Below are 14,425 nucleotides of genomic sequence, written 5' to 3' on the forward strand. Positions count from 1 at the left end.
CGGTACAGGCGGCGCTAAGCCCGAAACTGCCCCAGGCTCGCCTTCAACTGCGCCGCCAATCCATCTAAAACCTTGCCACTGGCGGTGGTTTCCACCACCGCTTGAGCGGCACGCTCGGCCTGGGCATGAATCACCTCAACCCGCCCACGCACCGCATGCGCACCCTGCGCCTGATGCTCAGCCGCGCGCGTCGCCAACCCAATTGCTGCGTGCACCTGCTCCACTGAAGCCTGCACCGTTTGCTGCAAGCGCACGCTGTCGCGCAGCACCAGCAAACCTTCATTGGCCTGACGCCCGGCCTTGCCGATGGTTTCCACCGCCTCGCGCGCGCCTTGCTGCAACGCCACGATGTGCGCCTGGATATCACCGGTCGAGCTTTGGGTTTTACTCGCCAGCGCCCGCACTTCATCGGCCACGACCGCAAAACCACGCCCGGTCTCACCGGCACGCGCCGCTTCGATGGCCGCGTTGAGCGCCAGCAGGTTGGTCTGCTCGGCAATGCCATGAATCACTGTGAGCACCACTTCAATTTGCTCGCTTTGCTGAGCCAGCCGCTCAATGACCTGGGAGCCGGCTTGCACCTGCCCGGCCAACGCCTCGATCAAGCTGCCAACTTCCGCCGACGTCCGCGAGTTTTCATCCGTGGCCTGGCGAATATCCACCACCTGCTGCAACGCCGCCTGCATCGCGTGGCTTTCGGCCTGGGCCTCATCGGCCATTTGCGACAGCGCGCGCAAGCTCTCGGCCACCTCATCACGCTGCAGGCCCGCCGCCGCATCAGCGCCGGCATTGCGTAACGTCATCGCGCCGATTTCCACGCCGGTGCGCTGGGCCACATCGCCGGCCTCGCGCACGATGGGCTGCAACTTATCCACAAAGCGATTGACCGCCGAGGCCATGTCGCCGATCTCGTCCTTGCTGCTGATTTGCACGCGCTTGGTGAGGTCGCCCTCGCCCGCGGCCAGATCATCCATGGCCGCAATCAGCAGCTTCAGACGATTGACCACACGGCGCCCCAGCACGACAGCGATCAGCAGCAATACGCCGAACCCAACCATCGCCAGCCCCATGCCGATGCGCCAGCGCAAGGTGCCTGCGGTCTCCTGCACGGCGCTGGTGGTGTTGGCGGCCATCTGCGTGGCGGTGGCTTGCGCAGACTGCAGCCGCGCGCCCATGGAGGCCGCGCTGTCTGCGGCAGCACCCTTAAGACTGTCGCCCACCAGCTGATCGCTGCTGGCGATCAGCGCGGCAAAACGCTTGTCCAGTGCCGCCAGGTCGGTTTCTACCGCCGCGGTCGAAACGCCCATGCGCACCTTGCCAATCTCTACGCCATTGGGGCTGATCGACGCTTCGACGTAGAACACGGCAGGATCATTTTTCGCCGCATCCAAGACTTTATCCAGCGCACGGTCGCCCTGACCTTTGGCCAGCAACGCCTGGTTGATCGGGTTGTCGCGGTTCAGATAACGGGTCAGATGCTCGCCGGCCGCATCGTCGTAAACCACAAACAGCACGTTGGGATTGCGCTGAGCGCGCCGGGCGAACTCCGACAGCGTTGGCACGTCGCTGTCCCACATGGCGCGTGGCGCCACCGAGGCCAGCAGTTGTGCCATGTCACTGGCCGAGTCTTGCAGGTCTTTTTCCAGGGTCGCACGCAGTTGCTTCTGCTCATCCTGCAAGCGCGTGGAAAGCCCTGCCGTCAGACGCTGGCGCGTGCTCGAAGACAGACTGTCCAGACTGGAGGTGACTTCCTTGCCGGCTTGCGCCAGCTCGCCGGACAGTTTCTGGCTGTCGATACCCAGGCGGTTGCCCAAATCAGCCTCCAATGCGGTGACCGTGCTCCGCGTCAGAGCGACGGCGACCAGCACTTGCACCAAAAGAGCGATACCAAGGGTAACGAACACCGGCCGCAACAGCCGGCTTTGTAACAATGAGAGAACGGCAGACACTGGAAATCCCTCCACCACGGGTGCCATTAATTTGATAGCACCGCGAAAGAAAGAACCATAGCAAGGGTCGTGCCGTTTGCCAGCCGGATACGAAAAAGGGCTCCCGAAGGAGCCCTTTGCTTTTTACATCAACAGCTTATTAAGCGAACGGGTGACGCAGAACGATGGTCTCGTTGCGGTCCGGGCCCGTCGAAATAATGTCGATTGGTGCACCGATCAGCTCTTCAACGCGCTTGATGTATGCACGGGCGTTGGCTGGCAGCTCTTCCAGGGTTTTGGCCCCCACGGTGGACTCGGTCCAGCCCGGCACTTCTTCGTACACAGGCTGCAGGCCCACGTAGCTGTCAGCGTCGGTCGGCGCAACGTCCTTACCGTCTGCATCTTTGTAGCCGACGCAGATGTTGATGGTTTCCAGACCGTCGAGTACGTCCAGCTTGGTCAGGCAGATGCCCGAGATGCTGTTCACATCGATAGCGCGACGCAGGATAACCGCGTCGAACCAGCCGCAACGACGAGCACGGCCGGTGGTGGCGCCGAACTCATGACCTTGCTTGGCCAGGTGCGCGCCGACTTCGTCGAACAGCTCAGTCGGGAACGGGCCCGAACCTACGCGCGTGGTGTAAGCCTTGGTGATGCCCAGGATGTAGTCCAGGAACATCGGGCCGACACCCGAACCGGTAGCAACGCCGCCAGCGGTGGTGTTGGAGCTGGTCACGTACGGGTAGGTACCGTGGTCGATATCGAGCAACGAACCCTGGGCGCCTTCGAACATGATGTCTTTGCCGGCGCGGCGCAGGTCGTGCAGCTCAGCCGTCACGTCGAGCATCAGCGGCTTAAGCAGCTCGGCGTACTCTTTGCACTCGGCCAGGGTCTTTTCGAATTCAATGGCCGGCTCTTTGTAATAACCAACGAGCATGAAGTTGTGGTAATCCACCAGTTCACGCAGCTTGTCTTCAAAGCGCGGCATATTGAGCAGGTCGCCCACACGCAGGCCACGACGTGCAACCTTGTCTTCGTAGGCCGGGCCGATGCCGCGACCGGTAGTACCGATCTTCAGCTCGCCACGGGCCTTTTCACGGGCCTGGTCCAGCGCAACGTGGAAGGACAGGATCAGCGGGCAGGACGGGCTGATACGCAGGCGCTCGCGCACCGGCACGCCCTTTTCTTCCAGCTTGGTGATCTCGCGCAGCAGGGCGTCAGGTGCAACCACCACGCCGTTGCCGATCAGGCACTGTACGCCTTCGCGCAATACGCCCGACGGGATCAGGTGCAAGACGGTTTTTTCGCCATCGATGACCAGGGTGTGGCCAGCGTTGTGGCCACCTTGGTAGCGCACTACGGCGGCAGCATGTTCGGTCAGCAGATCAACGATCTTGCCTTTGCCCTCATCACCCCATTGGGTGCCCAGGACTACGACATTCTTACCCATAACACTTGTCCTCATTCGCGCAAACTTGGTGCCGGCGATGGCCGGCAGGAAAACTCAAGAAGCCAGTGGCGATACTTGCCAAAGCCCGTTCTGCAGAATCAATTGCCGGTCGCAGTCCGCTTCACGGGCGGCGGCCAATGGCTGCCCAGGCAAAGCCTGGACGACACGCTGACCCTCACTGCGCAACTGGCAAACCTGCTGCCAGAGTGCTGCGTCCGTGCTGTCGGGCATCCAGACACCACCAGACGGCAGCTCGACCTCAGCACGCCCCAGGGTCACCAGGGTTTTCAAATCGGTGGAAAAGCCGGTTGCCGGACGGGCGCGACCGAAGTCGGCGCCGATATCGTCATAACGACCGCCTTGGGCGATGGCCTGGCCAACACCCGGTACAAACACAGCGAACACCACACCGGTGTGGTAGTGGTAGCCGCGCAATTCGCCCAGGTCAAAATACAGCGGCAGTTGCGGGAAGCGCGCCGACAAACGCTCGGCAATCGCCAGCACGTCATCGAGCGCCGCCAATACGGGCGCCGGCGCATTGGCCAGGCGCTCGCGCGCAGCCACCAGCACTTCACGGCCACCGCACAGATCAACCAGCGCGCGCAGCATGCCGGCGAGGTCAGCAGGTACACCCTCGGTAAGGGCGATCACTTCATCGATAGCCTTGCGTTGCAGGGCATCGAACAACTGCTGCTCCACTTCACCGGACAAACCGGCCGCGCGAGCCAGGCCACGGTAGATACCGACGTGGCCCAAGTCCATGTGCACATCCGGCACGTCAGCCAGTTGCAGCATGGCCAGCATCAAGCTGATCACTTCAACGTCGCTGCTCGGGCTGGCATCACCGTACAACTCGGCGCCCAATTGAATCGGGCTACGCGAAGACGACAAGGCACGCGGTTGCGCATGCAACACGCTGCCGGCGTAGCAAAGACGGCTGGGACCTTCGCGGCGCAGGGTGTGCGCATCGATCCGCGCCACTTGCGGCGTTATGTCGGCGCGAAAGCCCATTTGCCGACCCGATTGCGGGTCGATGACCTTGAAGGTGCGCAGATCCAGGTCCTGGCCCGCGCCGGTCAGCAGGGATTCCAGGTACTCGATATGGGGGGTCACGACAAACTCGTAACCCCAGCTCTGGAACAGATCCAACACCTGGCGACGCGCTACTTCAATGCGCGCAGCTTCTGGTGGCAGTACTTCTTCGATGCCATCTGGCAGCAGCCAGCGGTCTACCGTTGCCATTACGCCATTCCCCTATGATCCGGGCGGCCAGCCCTCGGCCGAGCCCTGAGTGAAGCAGAAAATGCCCGGCCCCTGCATAAACAACGCGCAAGAACGACATGACGAATGGCCTGCTAGCGGCCTCGTCGGGCACTTTCCTCGAAAAACCTGTGGCGTCTGCAACGCACCACAACAATCAAACATGCAGACGCAAAAAAGCCGGGAATTTCCCGGCTGCCGCATCATACACCCGTTTTCTGAAAGGATCACCCCGCCAGGCATTTTAGCCGCCCGACGGAGTGTGTCCTACAGAATCACCGGCTGGTTACTTGGACTTTTCCAGGTAGCGGAAGAAGTCGCTGCTTGGGTCCAGCACCATGACGTCGGTTTTGTTCGCGAAGCTTTCACGGTAAGCGCGCAGGCTACGGTAGAACGCGTAGAACTCCTGATCCTGACCGTAAGCCTTGGCGTAGATCGCCGCAGCTTGAGCATCGCCATCACCACGGGCCTCTTCAGACTCGCGATAGGCTTCTGCCAGCAGTACACGGCGCTGACGGTCGGCATCCGCACGGATACCTTCGGCCAACTCGTTACCTTTGGCGCGGTGCTCACGGGCTTCACGCTCACGCTCGGTGCTCATACGCTCGAACACGCTGCGGTTCACTTCCTTGGGCAGGTCGATCGCCTTGACCCGGACATCAACAACCTCGATGCCCAGCTCTTTTTCAGCCATGGTGTTCAGCGAACGCGTGATGTCAGCCATCAGCGCATCACGCTCACCGGACACCACCTCGTGCAGGGTGCGTTTACCGAACTGGTCACGCAGGCCCGATTCCAGACGGCGCGACAAACGCTCGTCGGCAATCTGCTTGAGGCCGGATGTCGCGGTGTAGAAACGCTCGGCATCCTTGACGCGCCACTTGGCGTAGGCGTCAACCATCACGGCTTTCTTTTCCAGGGTCAGGAAGCGCTGTGTCGGTGCATCCAGGGTCATCAGGCGGCCGTCGAACTTGCGCACCTGGTTCACGTAGGGGACTTTCACATGCAGGCCCGGCTGGACATCCGCCTGGACCACACGACCGAATTGCAGCAACACCGCGCGCTCGGTCTGAGACACGATGTAGAAGCAGTTCCAGGCAGCGATGACCACGACGACGCCCACAATCAGGGCGGTCAGCGATTTATTGCTCATCAACGACTCTCCCTGGTACGTGTTTGCTGTTGCAGCAAGTCAGCGGCCGCACGGGCGCTCGCTTCATTGGCAGCAGCGGTCGAACCGGTAGCCGGTGCGCTGGTGCTGCTACGACCACCTTCGATCATCTTGTCCAGCGGCAGGTACAGCAGGTTGTTCTGCCCACCTTTGCTGCCGGTCACGAGAACCTTGCTGGTATTGCTGAAGACTTCCTGCATGGTGTCCAGGTACAGACGCTCACGCGTGACTTCCGGAGCCTTGCGGTACTCGGCGACCAGCTTGGTGAAGCGATCCGCCTCACCCTTGGCGCGGGAAACCACTTCGTCGCGGTAACCATTGGCATCCTCGAGGATACGCTGGGCCTGACCGCGCGCTTCCGGCACGACGCCGTTGGCATAGGTCTCTGCCTGGTTGCGCGAACGCTGCTCGTCTTCACGGGCGCGGATCACGTCGTCAAAGGCTTCCTGCACTTCGCGCGGTGCAGCTGCGCTCTGTACGTTCACCTGGGTAACGGTGATACCGGTGCGATAAGTGTCGAGGAACCGTTGCAGGCGCTCCTTGATCTCGCTGGCCATCAATTCACGACCTTCGGTCAGCACCTGGTCCATGGCGGTGGAACCGACCACGTGACGCAGTGCACTTTCGGTTGCGTGTTGCAGGCTGATTTCCGGCTGATCAACGTTCAGCACGAAGTCCTGCAGGTTGCTGATCTTGTACTGCACGGTCAGCGGCACTTCGACGATGTTCTCGTCTTCAGTCAGCATCTGGCCCTGCTTGGTATAGGCACGCTCACGCGTGACGTTTTCCATGTACTTCTTGTCGATCGGGGGGAAGTAGATATTCAGGCCCGGGCCGACAGTCTCGTAGTACTTGCCGAAGCGCAGCACCACGGCCTGCTCCTGCTCGTCCACGACATAAACCGCGCTGTACAGCCACACGGCTGCGAGCACGACAAGACCCAGGCCCAGCAGGCCATAGCCACCGCCCTTGCTTGTGCGACCGCCGTCGTCACCACCACGTTTTTTCCCACCACCGAACAACCCATTCAGGCTTTCCTGCAGCTTTCGGAAGGCCTCGTCGAGATCCGGTGGCCCCTTGCGGTCGCCATTATTGCGGCGCTTACCACCCCAAGGATCCTGATTATTCGAGTTGCCACCCGGCTCATTCCAAGCCATAGCGCTCTCCATCTGATAAAGCAAAGACGCACCCACGGCGCGCCGACCAATGCTACAGAATGCCTGCTACTGCGGCACAACCGCTTTCGGAGGCTTTTATTGCAAAGTGTGTTGTTCGATGAACTCCGTCGGCACCACACCTTCACGGCTGACCAGCCGATTCAGCTCCGAGCGCGGCAATCGAACGGCCAGCAAGCTGACACCTTCTTCGTCGTATTCTTCTTTCTGTACGGCGCCCAGCTCGAAAAACTGTGCACGCAGTCGAGCAAAACGCTGAGGCAAGCGCAAGGTGCCGACAAACAAATCGCTGCCCAGCAACTCGGCAATGGCTTGTTCAAGCAATTCCAAACCACTGCCATCGCGCGCCGACAGCCAGACCCGCTGGGGCTTGCCGTCTTCATCACGCTGAATTTGTGGCTCAACGCCTTCAAGCAAATCGAGTTTGTTATAGACCTCGAGGATCGGCAAGTCCTGTGCACCAATCTCGCCCAGCACCACCATCACCTGCTCGATTTGCAACATGCGATCCGGTTCGGCCGCATCGATCACGTGCAACAGCAGGTCGGAATTGCTCGACTCTTCGAGCGTAGACCGAAACGCCTCGACCAGCTTGTGAGGCAAGTGACGAATGAAACCCACGGTGTCGGCCAGGACAATCGGCCCCAGGTCGTCCAGTTCCAGACGGCGCAAGGTCGGGTCGAGGGTGGCGAACAGTTGGTCGGCCGCGTACACGTCCGATTTCGTCACGTTATTGAACAGGGTGGATTTGCCGGCGTTGGTATAGCCCACCAGGGAAACGGTAGGGATGTCCGCCCGCATGCGGCCGCGACGCGATTGCTCACGCTGGCTGCGCACTTTTTCCAGGCGACCCTTGATCTGACGCAGGCGAACCCGCAGCAGACGGCGGTCGGTTTCCAGCTGGGTTTCACCCGGACCGCGCATGCCGATACCGCCACCCTGACGCTCAAGGTGAGTCCAGCCGCGAACCAGCCGGGTGCTCATGTGGTCAAGCTGGGCCAGTTCGACCTGGAGCTTGCCTTCATGGGTACGGGCGCGTTGGGCGAAAATATCGAGAATCAGACCTGTACGGTCGATCACGCGACACTCGAAAACACGTTCGAGGTTACGTTCCTGACTAGGCGTGAGGGTGTGATTGAAGATCACCAGATCGGCTTCTTCAGCATGGACCAGGTCGCGCAGTTCCTCGACCTTGCCGCTGCCGATCAGGAATTTGGCGGTTGGCCGATGACGCGGTACGTTAAAAAACGCAACGGTCTCGGCGCCGGCCGAATTTGCCAACTCCTGAAACTCCTGCGGATCTTCGCGCGCCTCAGGGTCCTGTCCATCCAAGTGAACGAGGATTACTCGCTCACCACCACCGTGGCGCTCAAAGAACAAAGGAGACTCCTATCAGGCGTTACCTGGCTCAGCGTCACCCTGTTCGGTATCAGTTGCGCTAGGCAGACGGATAGGACGAACGGGAACGACTGTCGAGATAGCGTGCTTGTAAACCATCTGGCTGACGGTGTTTTTCAGCAGGATCACGAACTGGTCGAACGACTCGATCGTGCCTTGCAGCTTGATCCCGTTGACCAGGTAGATGGAAACCCCCACTTTCTCTTTACGTAAAGTATTCAAGTAAGGGTCTTGTAGCGAATGCCCTTTTGACATGTGCCGCACTCCTTTAAGGATCAATAATAAAATTCGGAAAATAGATAGCTTATGGCCGTCACACCCCCAAGGATAGACGGCAATTGCAAGGACTCAGCTCAATATGGAGACCGTTCCCAAGTATTTCAAGGCGCGTGACAGATTGTCGCTGTCCAGGCTGTCCAGCCAGTGCAAATCGCTCCAGCTGCGCAACCAGGTGAACTGGCGTTTCGCCAATTGGCGCGTGGCAATGATGCCGCGCTCCTGCATTTCGGCTGACGTCAGCTTGCCATCCAGATGATCCCAGACTTGGCGGTAGCCAACAGCACGTATCGACGGCAACCCAGCATGCAGGTCACCTCGGGAACGCAGTGCTACGACCTCATCCACAAACCCCTGTTCCAACATAATTGTGAATCTTTGTGCAATTCGTTCATGCAGCACCTGACGATTTGCCGGAGCAATGGCCAGATTCGCCACAGTATAGGGTAATACTGCCTGTCCAGACGCGCCTGCGTCAGCACTTTGCGCAGTTTGTTTCAGCCGATGTTCAGTCATTGTCTGGCCGCTGACCCGCCAGACTTCCAGGGCGCGAGTGAGTCGCTGCGGGTCATTGGGATGAATGCGCGCCGCCGACACCGGGTCAACCGCCGCCAATTGGTCGTGCAGGGCTTGCCAGCCAAGGCGTGCAGCCTCTTCCTCGAGTTCGGCGCGAACCTGCGCGTCGGCCGGCGGCATATCCGCCAGACCTTCCTGCAACGCCTTGTAGTAGAGCATCGTGCCGCCCACCAGCAGCGGAATATTGCCCCGCGCGGTGATTTCGGCCATGGCGGCCAAGGCATCGGTGCGAAAATCTGCCGCAGAATAGCTCTCGGCCGGGTCGATAATGTCGATCAGCTTATGCGGATACTCGGCCAGCAGCGCTTTTGAAGGCTTGGCCGTGCCGATGTCCATGTCCCGGTAAACCAGGGCAGAGTCGACACTGATCAGCTCGCACGGCAACACCTTGGTCAGCTCGATGGCCAGGTCAGTCTTGCCGGCAGCCGTGGGGCCCATCAGGAAAATTGCGGGGGGCAAGGCGCTCATCAACGGCCGCGCAAGAACAGTTTGTCCAGATCGTCCAGGCCCATCTGGGTCCAGGTCGGTCGGCCGTGGTTACATTGGCCGCTGCGCTCGGTGTTTTCCATGTCGCGCAGCAAACCGTTCATTTCTGGCAAGGCCAGCCGGCGGTTGGCGCGGATCGCGCCGTGGCAGGCCATGGTGCCGAGCAGTTCGTTGATGTGTGCCTGGATGCGGTCACTGGTGCCGTATTCCATCAGGTCCGCGAGTACATCGGCGACCAGACGATTAGCTTCAGCTTGTTTGAGCAGCGCAGGAATCTGGCGGATCGCCAGGGTTTCCGGGCCCAGGCGCTGCAACTCGAACCCCAGTTTCTGGAACACGCTGTGGTGCTCCTCAGCGCAATCGGCTTCACGCTGGCTGACGGCCAGGGATTCGGGCACCAGCAATGGCTGGCCGCTGAGGCCTTCGCTGGCCATGGCGATCTTCAAGCGCTCGTACATGATCCGCTCATGGGCGGCGTGCATGTCCACCAGCACCAGGCCGTGGGCGTTTTCCGCCAGAATGTAGATGCCCTTGAGTTGCGCCAGCGCATAGCCCAGCGGCGGGATATCACCGCCACCTTCTGGCAACGCGACAGCAGTGGGCTCGGCCCCCGGCAGCGGCGCGAAAAACTCGCGATAGGCCGCCTGGGCTTCTGCCACCGGCACTGCCGACTGCGGACGCGGCGTGTATTGATACTGATAACCCGCGCCCGACCCGGAACCCGGCGCCGTGTAAGCAGGCTGAGGCTGTGGCGATTGCAGCAGGTTGGCCGCCAGGCTCATTTCGCCCTGGGGGCCGAACTCGCCGGCTTCCGGGCCGCTCGGCCGCACAACGGCCGTCACGATCGGCGCAGACAGCTGATCATCCGGGCGCACATCGCCCAGGGCGCGGTGCAAGGTGCCATAAAGGAAGTCATGCACCATGCGCCCGTCACGGAAGCGCACTTCGTGTTTGGTCGGGTGCACGTTGACGTCGACCACCGACGGATCGACCTCAAAAAACAGAACAAACGTAGGATGCCGCCCGTTGAACAGCACGTCGCGGTAGGCCTGACGCACCGCGTGAGCCACCAGCTTGTCGCGCACCGCGCGGCCATTCACGAAAAAATACTGCAAGTCCGCCTGACTACGGGAAAAGGTTGGCAAACCCACCCAGCCCCACAGCCGCAAGCCATTGCGTTCGATCTCGATCGGCAGCGCCTGCTCCAGGAAACCCGCGCCGCAGATTGCCGACACACGCCGAGCGCGCGCCGCGTCGTCATGAGCTTCGTGCAGGCTGAGGATGGTCTTGCCGTTATGGCGCAAGTGAAACGCCACGTCGAAACGCGCCAAGGCCAGGCGCTTGATGACTTCTTGCAGGTGATCGAATTCGGTTTTTTCGGCCTTGAGGAATTTGCGCCGCGCCGGGGTATTGAAGAACAGGTCGCGCACTTCCACCGAAGTGCCCACCGGGTGCGCCGCCGGCTGGACCCTGGGCGCCATGTCGCGGCCTTCGGTTTCCACTTGCCAGGCCTGCTCGGCGCTGCGGGTGCGCGAAGTCAGGGTCAGGCGCGCCACCGAGCTGATAGACGCCAGCGCCTCACCGCGAAAACCCAGGCTCATCACCCGTTCAAGGTCTTCCAGGTCGCGAATCTTGCTGGTGGCGTGACGCGCCAGGGCCAGCGGCAGGTCTTCGGAAGAGATGCCACTGCCGTCATCGCGCACGCGCAGCAGCTTGACGCCGCCCTGTTCCACGTCGACATCAATGCGCTTGGCGCCGGAGTCGATGCTGTTTTCCAGCAGCTCCTTGATCACTGACGCCGGGCGCTCAACCACCTCGCCCGCGGCAATCTGGTTGGCCAGGCGCGGGCTGAGCAGCTCGATGCGCGAGCCACTGTTCAAGACTGATTCGCTCATTACTGCGCCGCCAATTCGGTGCCAGGGATGGTTAACACCTGGCCGACTTTCAACTCGTCGGTCTTCAGGTTATTGGCGCTGCGCAAGGTAGCGGCCGACACCTGAAAACGCACGGCCAGCATCGCCAGGGTGTCGCCAGGCTGCACGCGATGGTCACGTGGGCCCTGGGCGATTTTCCCGGAGTCACGCAGCCAGGCAATGTAGGTGCCCGGCGGCGGGTTCTGCTGGAAGAACTGGCGAATGCCGGCGCTGATCGAGCGCGCCAACGCCTGCTGGTGGCTGGCGCTGGCCAGCTTCGAGGCTTCGTTGGAGTTGGAGATAAACCCGGTTTCGACCAGGATCGACGGAATGTCCGGCGACTTCAACACCATGAACCCCGCCTGCTCCACGCGCTGCTTGTGCAGCGAGGTCACGCGACCGATGTTGCTCAGGACCTTCTGGCCGACGTTCAAGCTGGAGGTCAGCGAGGCGGTCATCGACAGGTCGAGCAGTACGCCGGCGAGCATTTTGTCTTTGTCGTCGAGGGACACGTTGCCAGCCCCGCCGATCAAGTCGGAACGGTTTTCGCTGTCCGCCAGCCAGCGCGCGGTCTCGGACGTGGCGCCGCGATCCGACAGGGCAAACACCGAGGCGCCGAAGGCAGCGGCCGATGGCGCGGCGTCGGCGTGGATCGACACGAACAGGTCGGCGCCCTTCTTGCGAGCGATTTCGGTACGGCCACGCAAAGGAATGAAGTAGTCGCCGGTACGGGTCAGCTCGGCGCGATAGCCTTTCATGCCACTGACCTGACGTTGCAGTTCACGGGCGATGGCCAGCACCACGTCTTTTTCATGCTGGCCGCGCGAGCCGGAGGCGCCCGGGTCTTCACCGCCGTGACCGGCGTCGATCACCACAATAATGTCGCGCTTACCCGCAGGTGCGGGCGGCGGCGGTGGCAGCTTGACCTGAGGCTGCGATGGATTGACCGGCACGGCCGGCACAGTCGCCACGCTTGGCGTCGGCGCAGGCGGCGGCGCGGCATCGGCGGCATTGTCGAACAGATCGACCACCAAGCGGTTGCCATATTGGGCGTTCGGCGCCAGCACAAAGCTTTTCGGGGTCACCGCCTTTTTCAGGTCGATCACCACTCGCAGGTCGGTCGGCGTGCGCTGCGCCGAGCGCATCGAGGTAATCGGCGTGTTGGCGGTAGAGACTTTCAACGGCGCGGCCAGGGTCGCACCGTTGATGTCGATCACCAGGCGATCAGGCGCCGTGAGGGTAAAGACGCTGTGCTGGACCGGGCCAGACAGGTCAAACACCAGTCGCGTGTTATCCGGCGCTCGCCACAGGCGAACACTTTTCACCTGTGAAGCAGCCAGAGCATTGAAAGTCATTGCCGCAAGCAACACCCCTACGACAGCAACCATCGCGCGAAAGCGCATACCTAACCCCACCAATTTTATTTGAATTCCAGTGCCAGAGCGGCGCACCACGACTCACCGCGCGCGCTCTGGGGCAACAACTTCAGCTGACGTCCGTGGTCATGCGGCGTAATGGTAATGGTCAGGTCCGGCTTTGGCAAAAAGCCTGTGCCTTTATCTGGCCACTCGATCAGGCACAAAGCGTCTTCGTCGAAGTAATCACGGATGCCCATGTATTCCAGTTCTTCCGGATCGACCAGACGATACAGGTCGAAATGGAAGGCGCGAACCCTACCGATCTCGTAGGGTTCGACCAGAGTGAACGTCGGGCTTTTTACCGCGCCCGTGTGGCCCAACCCGCGAATAATGCCGCGTGACAGCGTGGTCTTGCCCGCCCCCAGGTCGCCTTCGAGAAAGATCAGCCCCGCGCCGTTTGTGACTTGGGCAATGCGATTTCCGAACGCAACCATGGCGTCTTCATCGCCCAGAAAAAGCGTTACTTCAGACACGGTGACTGCTCCTCCAGCAATTGACGAATGGCAGGTATCAGGTCGCTGGCAGCCAGCCCGCGACCGAAAGTGCCTTGGCGATCCCCCGCCGTGGCGTGCAACCACACCGCCAGGCAGCTGGCTTCATAAGCCGGCATGCCCTGGGCCAGCAACGCGCCGACCAGACCACTCAACACATCGCCCAGGCCCGCCGTGGCCATCGCCGGGTGGCCCTGGTCACAGCGCGAAACACGCCCGTCCGGGCTGGCAATCAAACTGCCAGCACCCTTGAGAATAGCCACTGCATTGAATTTCTGGCTCAACGCGCGCGCCACCTTAAGGCGATCGGCCTGAACCTCGGCTGTCTTCATGCCCATCAAGCGCGCTGCTTCGCCAGGATGTGGCGTGATCACCGAGTTGGCCGGCAGGCTGACGCTGCCGGTAGCCAGTTGATTCAAGGCGTCCGCATCCCAGACTTGCGCCTGTTTGGCGTTGGCGGCGACGGATAACAGGCTTTTGCCCCAGGACGCCTCTGCGAGGCCTGGACCGATGACGATCACCGAAATTTTTTCCAGCAGCCCCATCAACTGATTGGCCGAGCTCACGCCAACCGTCATGACTTCCGGCAGGCGCGTCAGTGCGGCGGGGACGTGCTCAGGGCGGGTGGCCAGCGAGACCATGCCCGCGCCGCTGCGCAAGGCGCTTTCGGCGCTCAGCAGCGCGGCGCCGCCAAAGCCGTGGTCGCCGCCGATGACCAGCAGGTGACCGAACTGGCCTTTATGGGCATCCGGAGAGCGTGCAGCCAGTTGCGGCAAATGGCCGTGCAACAGCGGCTGTACGTCGGTTATTGCGTGTTTTGTCTGCGGCATGCGTCTTCAAGCTCCGATGTCTGGCAGAATTATACCTATCTCACCTGCGGTTT

The 14,425-nt window shown here is 61.4% G+C and carries 12 protein-coding genes; all 12 read right to left on the bottom strand.

From position 1 onward, the window contains the following. Positions 1 to 14: 14 nt before the first annotated feature. Complete coding sequence (locus ACM530_RS07245) at positions 15 to 1,949, bottom strand: methyl-accepting chemotaxis protein (RefSeq protein WP_262208759.1); 1,935 nt, start codon at positions 1,947 to 1,949, stop codon at positions 15 to 17. A gap of 139 nt (positions 1,950 to 2,088) precedes the next feature. Beyond that, positions 2,089 to 3,378 (bottom strand): adenylosuccinate synthase, encoded by a 1,290-nt coding sequence (locus ACM530_RS07250; RefSeq protein ID WP_145160165.1) that lies wholly within the window; start codon positions 3,376 to 3,378, stop codon positions 2,089 to 2,091. A gap of 54 nt (positions 3,379 to 3,432) precedes the next feature. Next, complete coding sequence (locus ACM530_RS07255; protein WP_145160163.1) at positions 3,433 to 4,620, bottom strand: ATP phosphoribosyltransferase regulatory subunit; 1,188 nt, start codon at positions 4,618 to 4,620, stop codon at positions 3,433 to 3,435. Positions 4,621 to 4,924: 304 nt separating this feature from the next. Then, positions 4,925 to 5,791 (bottom strand): protease modulator HflC, encoded by an 867-nt coding sequence (gene hflC / locus ACM530_RS07260; RefSeq protein ID WP_017138460.1) that lies wholly within the window; start codon positions 5,789 to 5,791, stop codon positions 4,925 to 4,927. Continuing rightward, a complete protein-coding gene (hflK, locus tag ACM530_RS07265) occupies positions 5,791 to 6,966 on the bottom strand; it encodes an FtsH protease activity modulator HflK (RefSeq protein ID WP_106577626.1) in 1,176 nt (391 codons plus the stop codon). The genes hflC and hflK overlap by 1 nt, the downstream gene beginning before the upstream one ends. Positions 6,967 to 7,062: 96 nt before the next feature. Then, positions 7,063 to 8,364 carry a ribosome rescue GTPase HflX gene (hflX, locus tag ACM530_RS07270; RefSeq protein ID WP_106577625.1) on the bottom strand — a complete coding sequence of 434 codons (1,302 nt, stop codon included), beginning with the start codon at positions 8,362 to 8,364 and terminating at the stop codon, positions 7,063 to 7,065. Positions 8,365 to 8,376: 12 nt separating this feature from the next. Next, a complete protein-coding gene (gene hfq / locus ACM530_RS07275; RefSeq protein ID WP_083355553.1) occupies positions 8,377 to 8,637 on the bottom strand; it encodes an RNA chaperone Hfq in 261 nt (86 codons plus the stop codon). Between the two features lie 93 nt (positions 8,638 to 8,730). After that, entirely contained in the window at positions 8,731 to 9,702 is a 972-nt protein-coding gene (gene miaA / locus ACM530_RS07280) for a tRNA (adenosine(37)-N6)-dimethylallyltransferase MiaA (RefSeq protein WP_145160161.1), read from the bottom strand. Continuing rightward, a complete protein-coding gene (gene mutL / locus ACM530_RS07285) occupies positions 9,702 to 11,615 on the bottom strand; it encodes a DNA mismatch repair endonuclease MutL (RefSeq protein ID WP_145160159.1) in 1,914 nt (637 codons plus the stop codon). The genes miaA and mutL overlap by 1 nt, the downstream gene beginning before the upstream one ends. Next, on the bottom strand, positions 11,615 to 13,036 hold the full coding sequence (locus ACM530_RS07290) for an N-acetylmuramoyl-L-alanine amidase (protein ID WP_106577622.1): 1,422 nt from the start codon (positions 13,034 to 13,036) through the stop codon (positions 11,615 to 11,617). The genes mutL and ACM530_RS07290 overlap by 1 nt, the downstream gene beginning before the upstream one ends. A gap of 17 nt (positions 13,037 to 13,053) precedes the next feature. Next, positions 13,054 to 13,524, bottom strand: coding sequence for a tRNA (adenosine(37)-N6)-threonylcarbamoyltransferase complex ATPase subunit type 1 TsaE (gene tsaE / locus ACM530_RS07295; protein WP_145160157.1), 471 nt, complete (start codon positions 13,522 to 13,524; stop codon positions 13,054 to 13,056). Beyond that, complete coding sequence (locus ACM530_RS07300) at positions 13,512 to 14,372, bottom strand: NAD(P)H-hydrate dehydratase (RefSeq protein WP_416364506.1); 861 nt, start codon at positions 14,370 to 14,372, stop codon at positions 13,512 to 13,514. The genes tsaE and ACM530_RS07300 overlap by 13 nt, the downstream gene beginning before the upstream one ends. Positions 14,373 to 14,425 lie beyond the last annotated feature (53 nt).

Source organism: Pseudomonas sp. NFX183 (assembly GCF_047943075.1).
GTDB lineage: Bacteria > Pseudomonadota > Gammaproteobacteria > Pseudomonadales > Pseudomonadaceae > Aquipseudomonas.